A 20,129-nucleotide genomic window follows, 5' to 3' on the forward strand; every position below is an offset into this window, starting at 1 on the left:
TCAAAAACCCCGACTGGTTCGGGGTTTTTTTATGCCTGCACTTCAGTCTTGGCGGTTTTGCAAAATTTTGCGGGCGAGCGAGGCATTCAGGTAGTTGAGCATCATCGTCAACCCTTCGTAAGGCTCGATTTTCTGGTTATCGATGCACAGTTGGGCCATCTGCAGTAGCACTTGGCGTTTCTTCTTGTTGACCCGCGCTCCGGGTACGCCGAATGCGGTTTTACATCGCTCGGGTAATGGCGCTTCGGGCGTCAGTTCTACCGTGACCCAGACTCCGTGGGCAAACTGCAGCCTGACATCGGCAATGTGTTCGATGGGCAAGGGGTGTTTCAGGTTGGCGAACACAAAATGCTCCGGCGTCAGGCGCAGCGCGGTTCGCGGTGCGCGCTTGAAGCGGCGGATGCCCATCCATAAAAAGATCAGCGCGATGCTACCGATCGCCGCGCCGGCGCCCACGGCCGATAGCGGGGTGCCTTTGAATTTTTCCGGGGAAAGCCAGGGCCGACTCATGATGGCCAACCCCAGCAACACGAACGGCACTGCCAACACCGCCATCAGCGTGCCGCGCCACCGGCCGCCTTCATGCAGCGAGCATTCGCCTGTAGTGGACGTCACCATGGTTTCCAACAGCTCGGTTTGCGCAGTGTTTTCGGTCTCTGCCAGCGCATTCAGGTCGTGCGAAAGTTGTACTCGCACGCTAAGCGGCGCACTGAAACACGCATCGATTTGCGCATTCGCAGCAGCTACATCCACCGCGCGCGTGGCGCTGTGCACGGCGTCTTCCACGTGCACTTGTAAGGCTTGCAAGCGTTCGCCATTTGATGGGTGAGAGTCGGTCGGGTGCGGTTGGTGAATGTCCAGCGCTTCGGGCGGCAGCTGCAAGGGTGTGTCGCGCAATGCGGTCAGCACCGCGCCCGGCAAGTCATCCTCTGTGGCCGTGTCACACAGCGTCAGCAACGCCTGCTCGATGTGGGCATGCAGCACCGAGATTCGCAACAACGCCGAGGCCGCCGCCGCATTCCCCACTAACCGGGCGCCGGCAGCATCTGCCAGCAACTCGCGTTCTCGGCTCCAGTGATTTACCGCGTGATCGAACCGCTGCATGAAAAACAGGCCGAACATGAACGAAGGGCGCATGAGCCAACCCTGGATCAGGTCGCTGGCCTGCATGGTTTCCAGCAGCGCCCGCAGGCTGCGGTCGACGCCGTCGTAGATCGGCAGAAAATGCAGGCTGTACTCGGTGTCTTCACCCACAAAGTGCGCCAGTTCGTGGCCGATCACCGCGCCGATTTCTTCACGGCTCAGCAGGCCCAGGTGCAGCAGCGGCACATGCAAGGTGCGCCCGCGCAATCGCGTTTCGGCGGGCATTACACTGGCTTCGCTGGAGGTCACGTAAAAGCCCTGGGCCAGGCTCACCACAATATGATCCGGCGCCAATGCACCCAGTTGGCCGGCCAGTTCGCGCACATGGCGCCATAACTCGGGTGCCTGCTGGGGTGTAACGGCCTGCCCGAACATCTGCAGAGGTTCGGGCTTGAACATCCCCAGCATGTAGCGCAGTTGTTTAAGCAGCGACCAGATTGAATACACACTGAAAGCGGCCAACACGCCCAGTGTCGCCATCAACTTCACTTCGCCGCTGCCCAGGCGGCCCACATGCCACATCGCCAGGCCTTCATAAATCAGCACCAACGCCAACGTCGCGGCCATTGCCACCACGTGGCTCACCAGCCCAAAAGGCAACAGCCGGCTGCCCAGGGAGAACACCTGCAGCAATTTCTCCCGCGACTGCTGCGCGCGTTGACCTGCCCACTGAGTGCCGGCCAGCGCGGCCAGGCCGATGCATGCCGCGAGCAACCCCAGGCCGACCACCCACGGTGCCAGCTCGCGCAGGGCGCGGTTTAGGCGATGAGCAGTCGGCAGCTCGGCTTCAACGTTATCCAGGCGCGAGAGCGCCAGTTGCACGCTGATTTTCTCTTTGCCCAGGTCGACCAGCGCCGCTGGATCTTGCGCTGCCAGCGCCTGCAACTGCTGTTTAGCGGCGTTCACCTTGGCGCTGTAGACGATGATGCTGGTGGATGCCTCGGCAGCACGTTCGCGCTCCCAGACACCGAGGGCGGCGAGCAATAGCGGGAAAATGACGAGCAGACAGATCAGTTTCAGGGCGTTCATGGAAGTCCGGTCCCAGCGCAGAGCTGTCGGTTATACCGAAAAAAACGCCAGGCGCGATACTTGAAGGTATTACCTAATACATCCGTTACACCGCGTCACTAATGAAGTACTCCAGCCCATCTTTATCCCCACCAGGCGCACGCCTAAATTAGCCCTGCCCGCCCATCACCCCGATGGCCGGCCACTGGAGCCACTGCCATGCCCTTTGTCAGCCTGCGCGTTACCCGTGACGGCGTTACCCCGGAGCAAAAAGCCCAGGTCATTGCCGAATTCACCGAAACCCTCGAACGCGTGCTCAACAAACGACCCGACTTGACCCACATCGTCATCGAAGAAGTCGATACCGATAACTGGGGCTACGCCGGCGTCACCACCACTCAATACCGTAAACAGCTCGCGGAAAATCCGTCATGAGCACGCCCGTCACCATCGACTTCATCTCCGATGTGGTCTGCCCGTGGTGCGCCCTGGGCGCTACTGCGTTGGAGCAAGCCATCGCCAACCTGGCGGGCGAAGTTAAGGTTGAACTGACCTTTAAACCCTTCGAACTCAACCCTGACATGCCGGCCGAGGGCGAAAACGCCGTCGCCCACATGATGCGCAAATACGGGCGCAGCGCTGAAGACGTCGCCAGCGGCAAAAGGATGTTGATGGAGCGCGGCGATGCCATCGGTTTCACCTTCGACCTGGAAAAACGCAGCCACTTCTACAACACCTTCGATGCGCATCGGCTGCTGCTGTGGGCGTTGCCGCTAGGGCGGCAGATCGTGTTGAAAAAGATGCTGTTGCGCGGTTTTTTCACCGACGGTCAGAACCTCAGCGATCACGAAACCCTCGCACGTTTAGCCGCCGAGGCCGGGCTGGACATTGATGACGCACGAAGGGTGCTGGCGTCTGCCGACTACGCCAATGAAGTGCGCGAGCTTGAAGCGTTCTACCGCGAGCGCGGCATCAACGCCGTGCCGGCCATGGTCCTCAATGGTCGTCAGCTGGTCTGCGGGTCGCAATCAGTCAGTTATTACGAACAGATGCTGCGGGAAATGTCCGCCGTGGCTGCTTGAACCATCTCACTTTCCATACAGAGGTTTCATCATGAGCAATTCGAAAAAAGTCGTTGTGATTACCGGCGCATCCCAGGGCCTTGGCGCTGCTGCGGTCGAGGCTTACCGCCAGCTGGGTTACCGTGTGGTTGCCACTTCGCGGTCGATCATGCCGTCGACGGATCCGGAAATTCTTACCGTGGCCGGCGATATCGCCGACCCGGCCACCGCCGAGCGCGTAATCCGCGAAGGCGTGGCGCGCTTTGGCCGCATCGACAGCCTGGTCAACAACGCCGGTATCTTCGTCGCCAAACCCTTCACCCGCTACACCCACGAAGACTACAAAAATGTGCTGGGCGTGAACCTCAACGGGTTCTTCTACATCACCCAGCTGGCGATCACCGAAATGCTCAAACAGGGCGCCGGGCACATCGTCAACATCACCACCAGCCTGGTGGACCACGCCATTGACGGTGTGCCGTCGGTGCTGGCCTCGCTGACCAAAGGCGGCTTGAGCGCAGCGACCAAATCCCTGGCGATCGAATACGCCAAACGCGGCGTTCGCGTGAACGCGGTGAGCCCCGGGATCATCAAGACGCCGATGCACGGTGAAGAAACCCACGCGGCATTGGGCAACCTGCATCCGGTCGGGCACATGGGCGAAGCGAGTGATATTGCCCAGGCAATCATCTACCTGGAGAACGCCGGGTTCGTCACCGGGGAGATCCTGCACGTGGACGGCGGCCAAAGCGCGGGGCACTGAAAAAAAGCCCCACGTCGATCCCCGTGGGAGCCGGGCTTGCCCGCGATAGCGCCACCCCGGCCCCCACATTCACATCCTATTGCCCAGCATTGCAGGGCGACTCGCACCTTCACCGCCTTTACCATCACCAAGAGGTGACGCCTGAAGTGCAGTTATTGGTGAGACGCCCCTATCGAGTGAGAGCTATCACCTTCGTTGATTTAACGACGGCGTGGCGCTTTTGGCGCCTGCCTCAAAATCGGATTCTCAAGCGTGGTCGTTGAGTTCGCAGCCGAGCGTCAGTCGTGTCGAAAGCCAGAAATCCCCAGGCAACAGGCCGCGAAGTTCAAACCATCACAACGTGAAACTGCTCTATGCCATTGTTGTAGCGCTTTCTTGGTGCCGGGATTTTCGATGCACATAGTTCAGCGCAGGCTTCTCGATAAACAGCCACGACAGGCTGGCCAGCACGATGACAACTGCCACGGTTGCCAGCATGGAAGCGTAGAAACTCAGCGCCGTCGTATTGATCATGAGTTGCTGCACGGGGAAGGCGTAGAGATACATCCCATACGAAATATCGAATCGAGATTTAATGATTCGATCTTTGCACAACGTCCCAAGTGACAGCACCAGAAGACTCACTCCGATGCTTGCAAACACCATAACCAACGGTCTGTTCAGGGAGACCAGAACAAGTGCCGCCGACAGAATGCCGATCAATAGTTTCGCTTTCACGCTGCTGAATGCAGCTCGATAGAAATACAGCGAAGACCCTACGAAGAATGCAATCCCGACGGTTGAGTACACCAGTAGCTTCGGCGCCATCGGGTGCGCTGACGTGCTGCATAGGTAGGTGGTTATGCAAAAGGCGAGTGCGATGATCTGCGGTACGGCTGCCCTGCGCATTACCAGCAGCGCCAGCGCGAGCAGCACGTAGCAACCAAACTCAATTTTCAGCGACCACAAGCTTCCGTTGAACGAATCTTTAAATATGAAGGTGCGGGTGATGTCGCCTATGTCTGCGCGGCCAAACGCCGACACTTTCAAGAAGTCTGTCAACGACTCCAGGCTGAATGCATAGCCCACACCGTTTTTGCTGAATGCAGGCCCGCAGAAGTACACCATCACAAATGCGCAGGCGATCAAGGCAGGAAAAATTCGCGCGATTCGCTTCTCCATGTAGTGGTAGAAGCTGCGAGTATTTAGAAAGCTTTGAGTGATGAGGAAGCCGGATATGGCGAAGAATGCCAATACGGCAATCGCCCCTAACGAGTTGTAGCCCTGCAACATGGGTTCTTGCTGGCCGGAAAGTACGTAGTGGTGGCTTACAAGAACTGCCAGCGCCGCTAGGTGCCTGATCAGGTCGAATGAATTGTCGCGATTAATCACGCACCGCTCCGTGGGTAATTGAATGATGAAATGTGTGCATGACGAGCCGCTCAAGTGCAGCGTTCCTTGCCGTGGCGCATTCTCCATCAATCATTCGGTAGGGCAAAGTCGTTTTTCAGCCGGACCAAAAGCTATTGATAGGGGATGAGGCCTCAGCTGAGGGAGCGGGCGCAAATGAGTGCAGAGACGAACGACATCACGGTCGATGTGAACAGCTGTGGGTGAACCGAGGGAACTGATGCTTACGCCAGAAACAACAAAGCCCTCACATTGCTGTGAGGGCTTCGTCTTATATGGTGCGGCACCAGGAGTCGAATCATTCTGTATCTATATGACTTGTAATGGTTTTATAAATTAGCGTTCTGTCAGTATCCCAACCTCTACCCCAACGGGATTCTAGAGTTAGCATCCACATGTACGATCAACTCAACCGCCGTTTAGTAAGGACGCCGCCATACCGTCTAGCCGCTTTTTCACCCTTTCCCACTGCGGCATCACCTGCTGCATTAGCCGGTAAAAGCGATCGCTATGGTTATGTTCCGCGATATGGCAAAGCTCATGCAGAATCACATAATCAATGCACTCGCGGGATGCTTTAACCAAATGGGGGTTGAGCGTGATGCGGCCGGCGGGAGAGCAACTGCCCCACTGTGTCTGCATGCTGAGTAGGCGTAATGGCGGCTTGCCAGAAACCCAAAGGGTTTGCTGCAAGATTGCCTCCAACCGTCGATCAAAAATCTCGCGGGCGTGGGCCTTGTACCAGGCGTGCAGTAGCTCGCGTACCTTTCCTGCCGACTTCACCCGTACGGACACTTCCAGTTTGCCACGCAATAGACGGACCTTTTGCAGCTCATCAGGGGTTTCTACAACCTTAAGCACATATTGCTTGCCTAGGTAGTAGTGGCTTTCTCCACTGATGTACAGCCGCGGGCGAACATGCGTGAGGTGTGCACGGAACTCACGAAGCTGCTGGTAAATCCAACGGCCGCGTCGCTTCAGGGCAGCCAATACCTGTTCATCGCTAGCACCGGCCGGTGCACTGACCCGCACGCGGCAATCGGGATCAACCTTGATTAGAATGCGCGAAACCTCGCGTCCCCGTTGTGCCCGCTCAACCTGTATCAACTCATCGGCATAGTAAAAACTCAGCCAGCATTGCGCAGCGGGACCATGGGGGGCATTTGTGACGATGGGCACGCTCATATACCGGACAAACCTACCCGCGTGATTTGCACCACCCATTCAACCATGGCCTTTGCCTGATCCATACCAGCACCCACCGCCTTGCACTCCTTGAAGAGCAGCGGTAACAGCTTCTTGCGGATATCGCTTTCGATGTTCTGTGGGTTGATCGAATGTTCTGCCACAGAGGTCATGACCATTTCGTCCAGACTGAAAGCCAGTTTCACCCAGTGCGCCTGTATTTGTTCATCGGCTGAGATTAGGGTCTCCGGAAGACTTTTTTTGAAAATACCAAAGTAAGACTGGGCATGGCGGTTACCCGTAAAGACGTCCGGCAGTTCATCTAGCTTGCGTGCCTGCACCTGCTGCTCAAATTCGTGGAATAGCAGGTACTGCTTGAGTGGATGATCGAACAACTTTGCGGCGTCCTCGATGGCCTGGCGCAGCAGCTTGGAAAACGCTTCCTGAGCATAGGGGTCGTCACGCAGTTCCTGCTCAATCATCTTGCTTACGCGGGTCTTGATGATGTCGGTTTCGTTGCGTGTCTTGTCTTCACTCCACTGCTCAGGCTTTTGCTGCCCCATCTTGCCGACTTCATAAACACCGCCTGGGTCTTTAACCTCCACGCCAACCACATGTTTATCCAGCAACTTGCGTACCTGTTCGGCGTACTGGTCATAGTTCACCGTTTCACCGGCGTCCTGTTTGGCCAGCTGACGTAGGCTGGAGAACTGCTTGAGTGTTTCCTTGTAGTGAGCGCGGTCAACATCGCTGAAGCTGGTGTCTTCAAAGAAAGAGGCTGATTGCAATGCAACCTTCAGGCAGCTGGCGAACTCGGTTAGCGCCTCGTAGAAGTCGTCGCGCACTTTGAGATTCACATCAACCAGCTCGCCATCGCGCTCCTGAATCTTGGGCACTAATACCTGGCGCAACTGTTCGATATCACCTTTATTTTTCACATCGGAAAAAATCGCCCAGAGGTTTTTGTGCAATTGAGGTAGCCGTTTGTACTCACTGCTCATCTGGTTATAGAGGCCACTAATGTCATTTATGTCATAGCCACCCTGAGTACGCGAAGCCAGATCCTGATACTTCTGAATCGTGGTATCCAACTCTGAGAGAATGCCGCGATAGTCGATCAGCAGGCCGAATTTCTTCAGGGGGTGCAGGCGGTTTACCCGAGCAATGGCCTGAATCAGGTTGTGCTCCTTGAGTGGCTTGTCAATGTAGAGAACGGTGTTCTTCGGCTCATCGAAACCAGTCAGCAGCTTGTCTACTACGATCAGAAGCTTGAGCGAGTCATCTTTGTCGAATCGTTCGATCAACTGCTTGGTGTAGGCCTGCTCATCAGTGCTTCCAACGTTGTTCTTCCACCACTGGGTTACCGCCGGTGAAGCAGCTTCGTTTACCTCAGTGTTGCCCTCGCGGCTATCCGGCGGGCTCATCACTACGGCGCTTTCAAATAGATCCGCTTCATCCAGGTACTGTTTGTACTTGATTGCCGACGCCTTGCTGTCACAGGCCAACTGCCCCTTGAGGCCCTCGTCGATGTTCTTCACGAAGTGGTTAGCAATATCCAGCGCAATCAAACGAATACGGTCATCGGCGCTGTAGATCTGCCCCTTCTTGGCGAACTTGCGCTTGAGGTCGGCCTTCTGCTGTTCACTTAGTCCTTCTGTAATGCGCTCGAACCAGCTGTCGATGGCGCGTGCATTCACATCCAGATCGGGGATTCGCTCTTCGTAGAGCAACGGCGTCACCGCCTGATCCTCAACCGCACGTTGCATGGTGTAGGCATGCACGATGGGCCCAAACTTATTTGTAGTCTTGTCGTCTTTGAGCAGCGGCGTACCGGTAAACGCCACAAAAGCAGCATTGGGTAGCGCCTGCTTCATGCGGATATGGTTTTCACCGCCTTGGCTGCGGTGACCTTCATCAATCAGTACGATGACGTCAGCACTAGTGTTCACGCACTGCGGCAGCTTAGTGGCGCTGTTGAACTTCTGGATAAGCGAGAAAATGATGCGCTCGTTACCCTTGCCGATTTGCTCGGCCAAGCGCGTCCCGGAAGTGGCCATGGCGCCCTCGCGATCCTTCTTGCCTGCCAGTTCCCCGCCCGAGGCGAAAGTCTTGCTCAGTTGGTTTTCTAGATCGACCCGGTCGGTGACCACCACGATACGGCACTGCTTGAGCGAGTCATGCAGGATCAGCGCCTTGCTCAGAAAAACCATGGTAAATGACTTGCCCGAGCCCGTTGTATGCCAGATCACCCCGCCCTCGCGGCCACCGTCCTTGCGCTTCTGGGTAATCCGCTCAATCAGCCGTTTGATGCCAAATACCTGCTGATAGCGAGCAACGATCTTGCCAGCCTTCTTATCGAACAGAGTGAAGTAGCGAGTCATCTCCAGCAGCCGGGCAGGAGAAAGCAGGCTGATAAGCAACTGATCCTGGCCGGTCAGCGCTAGTTCGCCACCAGTGATCAGGGTGTCATACCAGTCCAGATCACTGGGAGGGCGATGGCTGAAAATAGAGGCCTTTTGCGCGGCATTCAGCTTGCGGTTCTTCAGCGCATACAACTCTGCGGTGGTGATGTCTTCCTCGCGCCAAGCCGCCCAGAATTTCGCTGGCGTGCCGCATGTGGCGTAGCGTCCGTCGCTACCATTGATCGATAGTAACAATTGGTTATAGGCGAACAGCTTTGGAATTTCGTCGTGACGCTGGTTGCGCAAACTCTGAGAAACGCCTTCGTCGATGGTAGGGCCTTTCTGCGCATTGCTATCGGGGCGTTTGGCCTCGATCACTACCAGCGGAATACCGTTGACGAAGCAAACAATATCTGGCCTCCGCGATCCCGCACCACCGCTGCGCAGTACGCGAAACTCTTCGGTGAAAATGAAACTGTTATTCGCAGGATTGTTCCAGTCGATCAACGCCACGGTCGGGTTGGCTTTTTTGCCTTCCACGAACTCCGTCACGGAGATGCCATACAGCAAATGGTTGTACAGTCGCTCGTTGGCAGCCTGTAGCCCTTCGTTAAGTGCCGGGCTGCACATCTCACTGATCAGATTGTCAATGGCCTTGGCTGATAGTGGGTATTCACTCCCGCTAAACAAAAAGCGTCGCTTACTCAGTTGCTCGCGCAGTACATCACGCAAAACCACCTCATCGCTCTTGCCGCTCCTTGCTGTCAGTGCCTGCTCGGGCGAGAGGAACTGCCAGCCGAGTTTGCATAGCAGAGCCAGGGCTGGAAGTTTCGCGCTGTATTCTTCCTGGAATTTAGGTCCTGGTATCATCCGCAGTAGTTCTCCAAGCCGCTACCTGTCATATCAGCCATTCGCCTCTGCGACTGTGCGATCCGATACCACCTTATCAATCATCGCCTTCACTGCGCGATCAATGGCGGAACCATCGGTGTAATCGGCAGTGGTCGCTAGGTTGGTCCGTCCTTCCTTGACCAGCTGGAGTGCCTTGTCGCGAGCGCCGCGTTTGCCCTTGCTGTATACGGCAATCGAATGACCGCCCTGATTTTTGACCAGGCGCATGGAGGGAATGTCGGTCTCGCCGTCGCCGATGAACACCATATTGCTGAACGGTACAGGTCGTTCGGCGGGCTCGACGAATTTGTTGATTACCGAATTATCGTGCACATCCAAGCTGCCCTTGTTAATACGGAACAGATACTGGGTTTTAGTGGTGTAGTTCACCGCCAATGCTGGCCAGTGCGCAACGTCGTTATGGTCGTACATAAAGCCCGAGGCATAGACGCGGGTGAAGTGCTTGTTGATTGGGGTTCCCTCGATCATCTCGCGCAGCCCTGACGAAATGATGAAGTGTTCGACCTTTACGCCCTTGGCCCGGCCATATTCAGTGATGCGTTTGAACCAGTCTTGCACGCCTGGAAATAGCTGAATATGCGCACCGAAATCGGCAAAATCTTTTTTGCGCACCGGCACCCGGGCTGCCTGCGCCTTTTCGATCATCAGCCGCATATAGGCCAGAATTTCGTCTGCCTGCTGCTCCTGAGCCATAGACTTGGCTGCGCGCCAAAACTCTGCCGGCTTGATGCCCAATGCAGGCACAAAGTTGTACTCCTGCATATTGCCTGGCGATAGGGTGCCGTCAAAGTCATACGCAATTACAAACGGAACATGCTTTCGGGCCATCAGGCGACTTCCTGTCCATCTATCTTCACTCGGCACTTTCCCGTGAGCAGTTGCTGCATCAGAGCTTTTTTCTCTCGTTGAACGCAGACGAGTTTCTGCTCCAGAGCAGTGATCTGCTTGCTGGCGGTATGCAATACATTCGCGATATATTCCTGCTCCGGCAGTGCAGGAACTGGAATCTTAGTGTTCATAAACTCACTGGGCTTGATGTTGAGCAGGCCATTATTGCGGACCCCAGTGTTAACCAGTTGGCCAAGTTGCGGTTTCAAGTAATCGGCCTCAAATAAATATTTGAAATAACGATGGCTGAGGTTCGGTTTCAGCTTGAAGCAGACGTATACATGCGGCACCATACCTGTCTCGAAAGACTCTAGATCAAATATGCAGCCAAATTCATAGGTCTTCGAATTCCCTTTGTTGTAAGCAAACTCTCCCTGCCTGAGTAGGATATAGTTCTCAACGCTCTTACCAGCCATGAAACGGCTGTATTTTTCGTCCTGGCGGACAAATCCACCTAGTGATGAGATGGTCAGCACCGGGTGCCCGCCACCATCAGATTTTCTTTGAATACGCTCAGCGATATCGGTAATTCGTTTAAAATTCTTTGGTTTCAACCCTTGTGTAGAGCTTCCAGGATTGCCAAGCAACTGCTGCATCAACGCCTTTTTCTGCTGTTGACTGTTTTCCAGCAGTTGCTCGATTGTGGCGATGGCCTGATCCCAAGTGGAGAGGATTCTGGCGATTTCCCTTTGCTCTGCGAGCGAGGGAACTAAGATCTCGTATTTTTTCAACTCTCCTGAGTTAAGATTTGGCTTGCCGCCCCCGGCCATTAATCGATTAACTTCAGATATGCCTATGTCCGAATTGATATGCGCAGACAAATAGAAAGAGTTTAAATATCTAGGGTCTGGCCGAGCAATCAATGTTGTAAATGTTAGGGCGTTCTCAAAGCTGCTGGGAATAACACACGCTTCGCCAATATTTGATCCGGTCCGAACAGCGACAACGTCGCCAGCCTTTACCATTTTCGATTTGTTCGCCGCAGCAAATTCCGGAGATATATAAACTACAGAGCTTTCGTTGAATGCATTTCTTTTGATGTTTTGATTTCGTATTAACTTAACGCCTCGTTCTCTCATGAACGGAGTGACCGAAATTGCCAGTCCTACAGAAATCTTCTTACATAGTTCATCTAGTACAGCACTCTTCCACCCGTCAGGCACCATAACCCAGCTCCTTCAAGTAGCCATCCATCTCCATTTCCAGCTGCGCCAACTTGTCCTTTAGCTGCTCGCGCTCGGCACGTACCGCCAGCAAATCGATTTCCGCCTCTTCCTCGAAAGTGTTCACATAGCGCGGGATATTCAGGTTGTAGTCGTTATCGCGTATTTCCTGCAGGCTGGCGCGGTGGCTATATTTGTCCGAGTTGATGCGGTGGCGGTAGGTGATGAGGATGTTTTGGATTTGCTCCTCGCTCAGCAGGTTCTGGTTCTTACCGGCTTTGAAGTCACGGCTGGAGTCGATAAACAGTACGTTTTCGTCGGTCTTGGCTTTGTTGAATACCAGGATTGCCGCCGGAATGCCGGTGCCGTAGAAGAGTTTTTCCGGAAGGCCTATTACCGTATCAAGCAGGTTTTCTTCGATCAGTTTCTGGCGGATTTTACCCTCCGCTGCACCACGGAACAGGGCACCATGGGGTACCACAACAGCCATGCGTCCGGTCTTCGGTTTTAGCGTTTCGATCATATGCAGGATGAAGGCATAGTCGCCTTTACTTTTCGGCGGAATGCCGCGCTTGAAACGACCAAATTGATCGTGCTCGGCTTCTTCATGGCCCCACTTGTCCAGCGAGAACGGCGGATTGGCGGTAACGATATCGAACTTCATCAGTTGGCCATTCTGGTCGAGCAGCTTGGGGTTGCGCAGGGTGTCGCCCCACTCGATCTTGTGGTTGTCCTCACCGTGGAGAAACATGTTCATCTTTGCCAGTGACCAGGTGGAGCCGATGGCTTCCTGACCATAGAGAGCGTACTGCTTGCTGTTGTGGTGTTCACGCACTTTGCGGCCGCACTTCATCAGTAGTGATGCCGAGCCGCAGGCTGGGTCGCAGATGGTATTGCCCGGTTGTGGGTCCAGCAGCTCGGCGATCAGCTCCGAAACTTCCGGCGGTGTGTAGAACTCACCGGCCTTCTGTCCGCCGCTGGCGGCGAAGTTCTTGATCAGGTACTCGTAGGCGTTGCCAATCACATCCAGGCTGCCGACGCGGGACGGCTTGAGATTGAGTTCAGCCCCTGCGAAGTTTTCCAGCAGGTGGCGCAGGATGGTGTTCTTCTGCTTTTCTTCGCCGAGCTTGTCCGTGTTGAAGGAGATGTCCTGGAACACGCTCTTGCCAGCATCCTTAAGTTTGGTGCCGTTGGCTTCCTCGATAGCGTGCAACGCCTGATCAATTCGCTCACCGTTACCTGGCTCATGGCGACGCTCGTAGAGGGCGTAGAAGCTGGCATCACGTGACAACACGAAACGCTCGTTCTTGAGCATTTCCTCGATCAGCTCCGGTTCGTCACCGTATTCCTTTTTATAGTTGTCGTAGTGATCCTGCCAGACGTCGCTGATGTACTTGAGGAACAGCATGGTGAGGATGAAGTCTTTGTACGTGTCCGCACTGATGGTCCCGCGAAAGATGTCACAGGCTGCCCACAGCGCCTTGTTGATATCGTCCTGGTTTACTTTGTCGTTCATGGCTCAAGCCTTTATAAGGTGCTGGTAAATGCCTTGCAGCATTTGCTCTCTGTTGGTTTGCAGGCGCTCGATCAGTTCATCCTCTTCATCCCACACCGCTTGCAGGGCAATCAGTTTCTGCTGGGTCGCGAGCGGAGGGAGGGGTATCTGCATGTCCATTAATGACGCTTTGCCGATGGCTTGAATCGCACTGCCGCTGCGTTCAAGGCTGCGTTGGCTTTGCGGCAGGTTGATCAGCCAGCACAGGTATGCCGGCAATACCCCTGATCGTTTAGCTGTGACAATAAAAAACTGGCTGGTCGCTACGACCGACTGCTCGCCTGTATAGAGTACGGCTTTGTTGTTATCACCACGGGCAATCACGGTGATGTCGCCTGGCTGAAGAAAAGGCGGAGCGATACGAGCGTCCCAGGTAATGGCAATCAGCGTATCGGGTTCAATCGCTGCGTTTTGGCGCAGATCCTTGATCTGCAGCACGCGAACATCGCCAGACGGGTCATGCTCCAGAGCACCGCGGAAGGTGTATCCGGAGCGGACATCAGCCAGTTCGCTCAACTTGAATAACTGGGTTGGCATAAATCGCTCTGGGGAAAAGCGCCATCCTTGGCGCAGCAAGAATGGTCAGACCTCGCAGCGTTGGTACTGGTTCTGCAGCCATTTGGCTTGCTCGGCCGCCAGCCCATACCAAGCAGCGTCGCCCTTAAGACGGGTTACAAGCAATCCGTCATCAGCATCCATTACTGCTTTAAGGTTATCCCGCACCTGAGCTGCAGTTTGGGTCGTCGCGATAATCCAGGAGGATTCCAGCGGCCGGCACCAAGTGCCGTAGGCTTTAATGCGCTCATACAGGGATTGGTAATCACGTTTCTTACGCAGGTCATAGGTAATTTGGTACAGTTTCATAGCTCTAGCTCTCCTAACGAGTCAGTTATTGCAATAGCGGCAGGGTGCAACCTGCCGCGCCTCATTTTTTCTCTGTACATGGTGTACTGAGCAGATGGCGAGCGCAATATCTCTCCGTTGGCTCGCGCTGTCAATAATTTTTTCTCAGTAGACGCTCTATAGAAAGTGGGTCCGCTTTGAGATAGCCAATCACACTAGCGTGGAAGCCTTGATGGCTGGACTGCGCTATACGTCGGTCTGATGCAGCAGCCAATGTGTCGCCTAGCGCTGTTGAGGCGCTCAGGTCCGTCTCGTCGCCGTTTGCAATCCCCCGGCAAGCGGTCTCAATTTTTCTTGCTTCTTTCTTGTGCAAGCCCAGGTTTACCAAGCCGCTTTATAATCAACCACACGGTTAGCTGGTAGTAATACCTCGTCGCCGGGCTGTGGGACTTCAGGTATTGCTCCTCAAACCACCGGAAATGCTTAAGCTGCCAATTCCACGGATTGTCTCGACCGAAGCGTTGCCGAATGGCCTTTTGCATTGTTTGGGCCTGCCTTATGTGGCGCTGCCGCGTGGTATGGGAACCGGTGAGTAGGGCGTCAAGGAAAAGCCTCATGTCGAAGGACTTAGTCATCGCCATCCTCCTATGTACGCTGCGATCACGTCAGTGCGGTTATGGCCCAGTTCCAGACTGATCTGCTGGCGTGCTGAATGGTCGAGCTCACCGTTTTCCTGAAAGCAGGTGCCGTCGTTGATCGGCGCTGCATGGCCAGTAAGTTGTTTGTAACGTTCGCAGGCGTAGGCGGCGCGCAATTCGTGGAAGCCTTTCAAACCATATGCGTGCAGGATCTCGCGTGCCGGTTTCACGGTTTGCTGCAGGAAGGTCTTGTAGCTTTCGTCTTGGGCGAGCAGGTTGTTGCTGCCAATGGGCGAGGCGTTACGGGCGGCTTGCAGCGCGTCCCGTACGTTCTGTGTCACTGTTATCCATCGTGGTGCGTATGCGCCTGAACGACCTCCCTTGGTGCCGTCTTGGATGTTGATGCGGCCGAGTCGCTCGGCTTCGCGATGCAAACGTGGCAGGTCGGCCAGGATGGCTTCGCGCAGGCGCATGCCGGTTTCGCGGGCAAGGTGCAGGATGGCACTGACACGTTGCTGCTGTAGGGCGTTGAGCGCTTTGATGACTTTTTTCAGGTGCTCGCGATCTTGTCCATTGGGTGCCTCGCTTCTTACTGTAGACCTGTGCAAGCCGAGGGCTTGGCTGGGGCTGGTGACCCGTACCGAACGATCACTACGAATCGCCTCCAGCGTGCGGTTCACGCTAGACAGTCGGTTCTGTGCGGTGGCGATTTTCAGGCCGCCTCGCTCAATCTGTTGGCGCAGATGCTGGGCATAGTCGAATAGCGTTTGCTGGTCGATCTTGCGGGCGTCATTGATACTTGGATCGAGTTCGGATCGGCACCATTCAGCGAAGGCTACCCAGCGGTCTGCGTGGGCTTTGACCGTGGCATAGTGCCCCTTGCCAAACATATCCTTTAACGCTTGTCGTCCGGCATAACTCAGCTGTCGCCCCCATCCAAAATTCCGTCCATCCCTTCTTCCAACAAGTGGCATAGCCTTGTTCCTCTCGGAGCCCATCGACTGAAGCGTTATCCCCACGTCATCCCACCAAGAATGTTGAGTGTTATCAGGGATCAAGGCCCCTGCGACCTGTGAGGGTTGTCCACTAACGCGGGACTGGCGGCTCTTTACGACCGGGAGCTTGGGCATCTCATGATCTGACCTCCTGAACACTTCCAAAGAAGTGGGCGGGTGGAGGCTGCACTGGCTGACGAGACCGGCGCCGCGAGATCCTGAGTGGGTGAAGTCAGTGACGAGATGACCGATGCATGCCTGACTGTCAGTCAGGTGCAGTCCATTCCGTGGGCTGCGGCACCATCATCTGCATCGCTGTTGCCGGTGACTTCGGTGTTTGTCACGCCGATTGTCACGAGGGGGAATGCCGCAAAGCCTTGTACGAGTTGGGCTGCAGCAGTGGTAGAAGCGCCCGTCTCTTTCCGGAAGAAAGAGACGGGCGCAGGTTGGCGCAATGAAATGGCCAAGCGGATAGGTTGCTGCAGGGCAGCTATGAAGGGGGATGAGTTGCCGCAGTGGCACTCTGGTAGAAGTAGGCATCCATCACATCGCTGTGACCGTGCGAGCTGCCGGACGCTAATCGCACTTTGGGAGAACCACCACGGTGTGGCGTAGCCTTAAAGGTTCTGGCTACCTGGGTTGCTGTCAACGACAGCGCTTTGCCCGATCTTTTCTACGCCTGTGGATAATTCGGGTCAAGGCTCGAATTTTCGGGAGTTGTGCGGCTGTGGATGAAATTATCCACCGGTGGAAATCCGTGGTTTTCCACAGACAGTTGCGTGAGCTTTAGATTTTTTAAGTGAGGTCCATCCAAACAGGGCGGCTTTGCAGCCCTGTTTGGATGGACCCGCGTGGATAAGCGGATCACTGAGATATAAAGACCGAGCGCTTACTCAGTTGCGCCACGTTTTGCTTTTAAGCGAGTGACGTTTGATCCGGTCTGGTTCGCGAATTCGTGGGGGGTGACATGCTCCTGTCGATTCGTCTCAAGGTACCGGCTCCACCAGTTCATGATCAATCTGCGCTCCTCAATGAATTCGGCCTTGTGGATGTAAGCGGCGCGGACGTTGTTGCGTTCTTTGTGGCTCATCTGTCTTTCAATGGCGGTCTCGGACCACAGTCCTGACTCAATCAGTGCGCTACATGCCATTGAGCGGAAGCCATGGCCACAGATTTCGGTTTTGGTGTCGTAACCCATATTTCGAAGCGCGCTGTTCACCGTGTTCTCAGACATCGGTTTCGACGGGTTGGCATCGCCCGCAAATACCAGGTCGAATTCGCCGGTGAGGGTGCGGATCTGTTCAAGCAGGGTCACGGCTTGCGGCGATAAGGGTACAAGGTGGATGTCCCCGGCCATCTTCGTACCTCTTGTTGAAAAGGGTACTCCGTACAGCGCGGGTCGAGTGTCCGGTATCTCCCAGGTGCCGCGCTTGAGGTCGAACTCGCTCCAGCGGGCGAAGCGTAGTTCGCTCGAGCGGACAAACACATGTAGAGAGAGCATGACTGTCAGCCGAGTCAGCGTTCGTCCTTTGTAGTTGTCGATGCGCTCCTGCAATTCAGGCAGGCGCGATAAGGGTAAAGCTGGGCGGTGCACTACCCTCGGGGCTTTGATCAAACCTTCAAGGTCGGAGGCAGGGTTTGCTGCGATCTGTCGAGCACGTTTCGCCTCGCGCATGATGCTTTGCAGGTAGTTTTGTACCCTTAACGCGACGTCAATCGTGCCACGCTTTTGGATTGCTTCCAGAGGTTGCATCAAGTCGTGAGTGTCTAGGTCGACAATAGCGCGATCACCGATTAGAGGAAAAACATGGGTTTTGAGGCGGCTCAGGACCGTCTTGGCATGGCCCGGAGCCCATTTGGCAGACATCGCTTTGTGCCAGTCCAAGGCGGCGCCCTCAAAGGTTCTGCCTCGGATTGTGGCTTGCGTTTTGGCTTGATGTTTGGACTCGACGGGGTCGATGCCATCCACCAGCATCCGCTTGACCTCCAGCCGCTTCTTGCGCGCATCGGCGAGGCCGACCACGGGGTAGTTGCCAAACGAGGTCAGTCCTTCACGACCATCAGGTTTTACATACCTGAAACGCCAGCCTTTGCGGCCATTGGGTTGGACTAAAAGGTAGAGGCCGTCGCCGTCGAAAAGCTTGTAGGCGCGGTCGGTGGGCTTGGCTGAACGGCAAGCCGAATCAGAGAGCGGGGCAGTGGTGCGCGACATAAGGGTACTCCTCCCTTTATCGAATGACCTTACCCCTATCTTTATCCTTAAAACGGCTGGTATCCATAAGATTTTGGCGGAATCCGACGGAACGCCAAAACGAAAAAACCCGCCAGAAGGCGGGTTTTTCGGGGGTTCCAGAGATTTTGAAAGCCTTCTCTGGAACCTTGTATGGTGCCGGCACCAGGAGTCGAACCCGGGACCTACTGATTACAAGTCAGTTGCTCTACCAACTGAGCTATACCGGCGTGTTAGGGCGACGATTATAGCGATTGGCAAGCATCTGTAAACCCCTGAATTCTGACTATTTTTGCAGAGGCGAAGGTTTTTTTGCGATCACTGCTTTTTCGTCGTCTCCGGGGCCTCAAATCGGCCTCAATTTCCGTCCCCGCAAGTGTCGGTAAATTTCATGTAGTCCAACACCTGTGTCTGGCCCTTCGAATCCAGGTAGGTCATTCGCGCATTCACCACGCCGCAGCCCGAGCGGGCGTCTTCGGTGGTTGACAGTACGCGCTGGATGTCCGGCTTTTGGCTTGCCTCGGCATGGGTGCCGAGGGTCAAGGCAAGCAGGCCTAAGGCAATGCAGTGTTTCCAGTTGTTCGGGTTCATGGTGCTGTCCTCTGGGGCGTCAATGGTGGGGTGAGGTCATTGAATGCCTTGCAGGTATCTGGGCTGTGTCTCGCAGACTCGGTTTTGTCTCGTTATGTGTTGGCCTGAGATTTATGTACTTGCTGATACGAAAGAGGTTTGAGAGCGGTTGTCATGAATCACGAGCTGGTCAAAAAACACACAAATAATACTTAGTGTGTTGATTTAAAACATAATATTTAGGTATTGGCTTGCAGCCATAAAAATGGCGCCATGCCGCTCATCTGAAAGGAATTCGTTACAAACACCAAAATACTGACACCATCAGTGTGATATCACACAATGCGCGCCTTAATTGATCAGCGATGAGAACGGGAGGAGCAGTCAGTGGGGCGTGCAGATCACATTTCAAAACTTTACACCGCGCTGGCTGAACCCTCTTTGCGCGAGCCCTCGGTGGCCGAGCCCTTGCAGCGTTTGCTGGATCAATTGAACCAAGGGACGGCCGCTTCTGCTCACCCGCCCCACGTAGTCGAAGGCCCGCGTGGCGAGGTGTACTCGCACGCCTCGGCGCCCAAGGTCGTGGTGGTGGTTTCTGCTACCGGCGGCGTTGGGCGCAGCACGTTGGCCGCCGCGCTTGCCAGCGGTTTGCAGCGCCAGGGGCATCCAGCGCTGGCGCTGGACCTGGACCCGCAAAACGCGCTGCGTCATCACTTGTGCCCGGGGTTTGATCTACCTGGCCTGGGGGCGACCAGCTTGCTCAATCAAACCTGGCACGCCTTGCCCAAACGAGGGTTTGCCGGGTGCCGGCTGGTCAGCTTTGGTGAAACCGACGCCGTGCAGCAACAAAGCCTGAATCGTTGGCTGGGGCAGGACCTCGATTTTCTCGGCAAGCGTTTGGCCGGCCTCGGGCTCAATGGCCAGGACACGGTGGTCATCGACGTCCCTGCGGGCAACACGGTGTATCTCGGCCAGGCAATGTCGGTGGCGGATGCGGTGCTGGTGGTGGTTCAGCCGGACGCGGCTTCGTTTCGCCGATTGGCGAAGATGGACGAAGTACTCGCGCCCTACCTTGCAAGTGAATCGCCGCCTCAACGGTTTTACGTGATCAATCAGGTCGACGGCGCTCACGCGTTCAGCCAGGACATGGCGGGCGTTTTCAAATTACGCCTGGGTGATGCCGTGTTGGGCACGGTTCAACGCGATCCCTCGTTCAGCGAGGCGCAGGCTTACGGTCGAGACCCGCTCGACCCGGTGCTTGATAGCGTCGGATGCCAGGACGTGAATGCGCTGTGTCGTGCGTTGAGCACGCGAATGCGTTAAAACGTGCACGGCCATTAATTTGACTATTTACCGTTTGTCTAAAAAACAACCAGTCAAAACA

17 protein-coding genes and 1 tRNA gene are annotated in these 20,129 nt (G+C 55.3%); 4 read left to right on the plus strand and 14 right to left on the minus strand.

Features of this window, described 5'->3' with window-relative positions:
• Positions 1-42: 42 nt before the first annotated feature.
• Positions 43-2,172, minus strand: a complete 2,130-nt coding sequence (locus tag AACW30_RS03200; RefSeq protein ID WP_200624268.1) for a M48 family metallopeptidase — start codon at positions 2,170-2,172, stop codon at positions 43-45.
• Between the two features lie 198 nt (positions 2,173-2,370).
• On the opposite strand from AACW30_RS03200, the gene AACW30_RS03205 reads away from it, so the two are divergent.
• From AACW30_RS03205 to AACW30_RS03215, 3 genes are read left to right on the plus strand one after another with little or no spacing between them, the layout of a single operon-like run.
• A complete protein-coding gene (locus tag AACW30_RS03205) occupies positions 2,371-2,586 on the plus strand; it encodes a tautomerase family protein (RefSeq protein WP_119738148.1) in 216 nt (71 codons plus the stop codon).
• Positions 2,583-3,233 (plus strand): DsbA family oxidoreductase, encoded by a 651-nt coding sequence (locus AACW30_RS03210; protein ID WP_200624269.1) that lies wholly within the window; start codon positions 2,583-2,585, stop codon positions 3,231-3,233. The genes AACW30_RS03205 and AACW30_RS03210 overlap by 4 nt, the downstream gene beginning before the upstream one ends.
• 31 nt (positions 3,234-3,264) lie before the next feature.
• Positions 3,265-3,975, plus strand: coding sequence for an SDR family NAD(P)-dependent oxidoreductase (locus AACW30_RS03215; protein ID WP_200624270.1), 711 nt, complete (start codon positions 3,265-3,267; stop codon positions 3,973-3,975).
• Between the two features lie 351 nt (positions 3,976-4,326).
• Here AACW30_RS03215 and AACW30_RS03220 read toward each other — a convergent pair whose 3' ends face one another.
• The 13 genes from AACW30_RS03220 to AACW30_RS03280 form a co-directional block, all read right to left on the minus strand.
• Positions 4,327-5,346: an acyltransferase family protein gene (locus AACW30_RS03220; protein WP_325167554.1), complete on the minus strand. Its 1,020-nt coding sequence runs from the start codon at positions 5,344-5,346 to the stop codon at positions 4,327-4,329.
• A gap of 426 nt (positions 5,347-5,772) precedes the next feature.
• Positions 5,773-6,549: a M48 family metallopeptidase gene (locus tag AACW30_RS03225; RefSeq protein WP_054896632.1), complete on the minus strand. Its 777-nt coding sequence runs from the start codon at positions 6,547-6,549 to the stop codon at positions 5,773-5,775.
• Positions 6,546-9,821 carry a type I restriction endonuclease subunit R gene (locus AACW30_RS03230; RefSeq protein WP_054896631.1) on the minus strand — a complete coding sequence of 1,092 codons (3,276 nt, stop codon included), beginning with the start codon at positions 9,819-9,821 and terminating at the stop codon, positions 6,546-6,548. Before AACW30_RS03230 ends, AACW30_RS03225 begins: the two co-directional genes overlap by 4 nt.
• A gap of 33 nt (positions 9,822-9,854) precedes the next feature.
• Entirely contained in the window at positions 9,855-10,691 is an 837-nt protein-coding gene (locus AACW30_RS03235; protein WP_054896630.1) for an HAD family hydrolase, read from the minus strand.
• Positions 10,691-11,917: a restriction endonuclease subunit S gene (locus AACW30_RS03240; protein WP_054896629.1), complete on the minus strand. Its 1,227-nt coding sequence runs from the start codon at positions 11,915-11,917 to the stop codon at positions 10,691-10,693. Before AACW30_RS03240 ends, AACW30_RS03235 begins: the two co-directional genes overlap by 1 nt.
• Complete coding sequence (locus AACW30_RS03245; protein WP_054896628.1) at positions 11,907-13,430, minus strand: type I restriction-modification system subunit M; 1,524 nt, start codon at positions 13,428-13,430, stop codon at positions 11,907-11,909. Before AACW30_RS03245 ends, AACW30_RS03240 begins: the two co-directional genes overlap by 11 nt.
• Positions 13,431-13,433: 3 nt before the next feature.
• On the minus strand, positions 13,434-14,006 hold the full coding sequence (locus AACW30_RS03250; protein ID WP_054896627.1) for a restriction endonuclease subunit S: 573 nt from the start codon (positions 14,004-14,006) through the stop codon (positions 13,434-13,436).
• Positions 14,007-14,051: 45 nt separating this feature from the next.
• The gene (locus AACW30_RS03255) at positions 14,052-14,333 is read right to left on the minus strand and encodes a hypothetical protein (RefSeq protein ID WP_054896626.1); all 282 of its coding nucleotides are present in this window, start codon (positions 14,331-14,333) and stop codon (positions 14,052-14,054) included.
• A 323-nt stretch (positions 14,334-14,656) separates the two neighbouring features.
• Positions 14,657-14,947: a hypothetical protein gene (locus tag AACW30_RS03260; RefSeq protein ID WP_054896625.1), complete on the minus strand. Its 291-nt coding sequence runs from the start codon at positions 14,945-14,947 to the stop codon at positions 14,657-14,659.
• Positions 14,944-15,924 (minus strand): integrase domain-containing protein, encoded by a 981-nt coding sequence (locus AACW30_RS03265; RefSeq protein ID WP_054896624.1) that lies wholly within the window; start codon positions 15,922-15,924, stop codon positions 14,944-14,946. The genes AACW30_RS03260 and AACW30_RS03265 overlap by 4 nt, the downstream gene beginning before the upstream one ends.
• A gap of 910 nt (positions 15,925-16,834) precedes the next feature.
• Positions 16,835-18,157: a tyrosine-type recombinase/integrase gene (locus AACW30_RS03270; RefSeq protein ID WP_054896623.1), complete on the minus strand. Its 1,323-nt coding sequence runs from the start codon at positions 18,155-18,157 to the stop codon at positions 16,835-16,837.
• 172 nt (positions 18,158-18,329) lie between these two features.
• Positions 18,330-18,405 (minus strand) — tRNA-Thr (locus AACW30_RS03275).
• 127 nt (positions 18,406-18,532) lie between these two features.
• Positions 18,533-18,766: a DUF2790 domain-containing protein gene (locus tag AACW30_RS03280; RefSeq protein ID WP_179678381.1), complete on the minus strand. Its 234-nt coding sequence runs from the start codon at positions 18,764-18,766 to the stop codon at positions 18,533-18,535.
• 420 nt (positions 18,767-19,186) lie between these two features.
• Here AACW30_RS03280 and bcsQ point away from each other — a divergent pair, with 420 nt between their 5' ends.
• Positions 19,187-20,068 (plus strand): cellulose biosynthesis protein BcsQ, encoded by an 882-nt coding sequence (bcsQ, locus tag AACW30_RS03285; protein ID WP_442793503.1) that lies wholly within the window; start codon positions 19,187-19,189, stop codon positions 20,066-20,068.
• Positions 20,069-20,129: the final 61 nt, after the last annotated feature.

The sequence above is a fragment of the Pseudomonas sp. MF6747 genome (assembly GCF_963890955.1).
In the GTDB taxonomy this organism is placed as follows: Bacteria; Pseudomonadota; Gammaproteobacteria; order Pseudomonadales; family Pseudomonadaceae; genus Aquipseudomonas.

What these genes read in the sequence shown, in the direction of transcription:
- AACW30_RS03200 (WP_200624268.1), bottom strand. Translation starts at nt 2,172, where the DNA reads ATGAACGCCCTGAAACTGATCTGTCTGCTCGTCATTTTCCCGCTATTG.
- AACW30_RS03205 (WP_119738148.1), top strand. Translation starts at nt 2,371, where the DNA reads ATGCCCTTTGTCAGCCTGCGCGTTACCCGTGACGGCGTTACCCCGGAG.
- AACW30_RS03210 (WP_200624269.1), top strand. Translation starts at nt 2,583, where the DNA reads ATGAGCACGCCCGTCACCATCGACTTCATCTCCGATGTGGTCTGCCCG.
- AACW30_RS03215 (WP_200624270.1), top strand. Translation starts at nt 3,265, where the DNA reads ATGAGCAATTCGAAAAAAGTCGTTGTGATTACCGGCGCATCCCAGGGC.
- AACW30_RS03225 (WP_054896632.1), bottom strand. Translation starts at nt 6,549, where the DNA reads ATGAGCGTGCCCATCGTCACAAATGCCCCCCATGGTCCCGCTGCGCAA.
- AACW30_RS03230 (WP_054896631.1), bottom strand. Translation starts at nt 9,821, where the DNA reads ATGATACCAGGACCTAAATTCCAGGAAGAATACAGCGCGAAACTTCCA.
- AACW30_RS03235 (WP_054896630.1), bottom strand. Translation starts at nt 10,691, where the DNA reads ATGGCCCGAAAGCATGTTCCGTTTGTAATTGCGTATGACTTTGACGGC.
- AACW30_RS03240 (WP_054896629.1), bottom strand. Translation starts at nt 11,917, where the DNA reads ATGGTGCCTGACGGGTGGAAGAGTGCTGTACTAGATGAACTATGTAAG.
- AACW30_RS03245 (WP_054896628.1), bottom strand. Translation starts at nt 13,430, where the DNA reads ATGAACGACAAAGTAAACCAGGACGATATCAACAAGGCGCTGTGGGCA.
- AACW30_RS03250 (WP_054896627.1), bottom strand. Translation starts at nt 14,006, where the DNA reads ATGCCAACCCAGTTATTCAAGTTGAGCGAACTGGCTGATGTCCGCTCC.
- AACW30_RS03255 (WP_054896626.1), bottom strand. Translation starts at nt 14,333, where the DNA reads ATGAAACTGTACCAAATTACCTATGACCTGCGTAAGAAACGTGATTAC.
- AACW30_RS03260 (WP_054896625.1), bottom strand. Translation starts at nt 14,947, where the DNA reads ATGACTAAGTCCTTCGACATGAGGCTTTTCCTTGACGCCCTACTCACC.
- AACW30_RS03265 (WP_054896624.1), bottom strand. Translation starts at nt 15,924, where the DNA reads ATGCCACTTGTTGGAAGAAGGGATGGACGGAATTTTGGATGGGGGCGA.
- AACW30_RS03270 (WP_054896623.1), bottom strand. Translation starts at nt 18,157, where the DNA reads ATGTCGCGCACCACTGCCCCGCTCTCTGATTCGGCTTGCCGTTCAGCC.
- AACW30_RS03280 (WP_179678381.1), bottom strand. Translation starts at nt 18,766, where the DNA reads ATGAACCCGAACAACTGGAAACACTGCATTGCCTTAGGCCTGCTTGCC.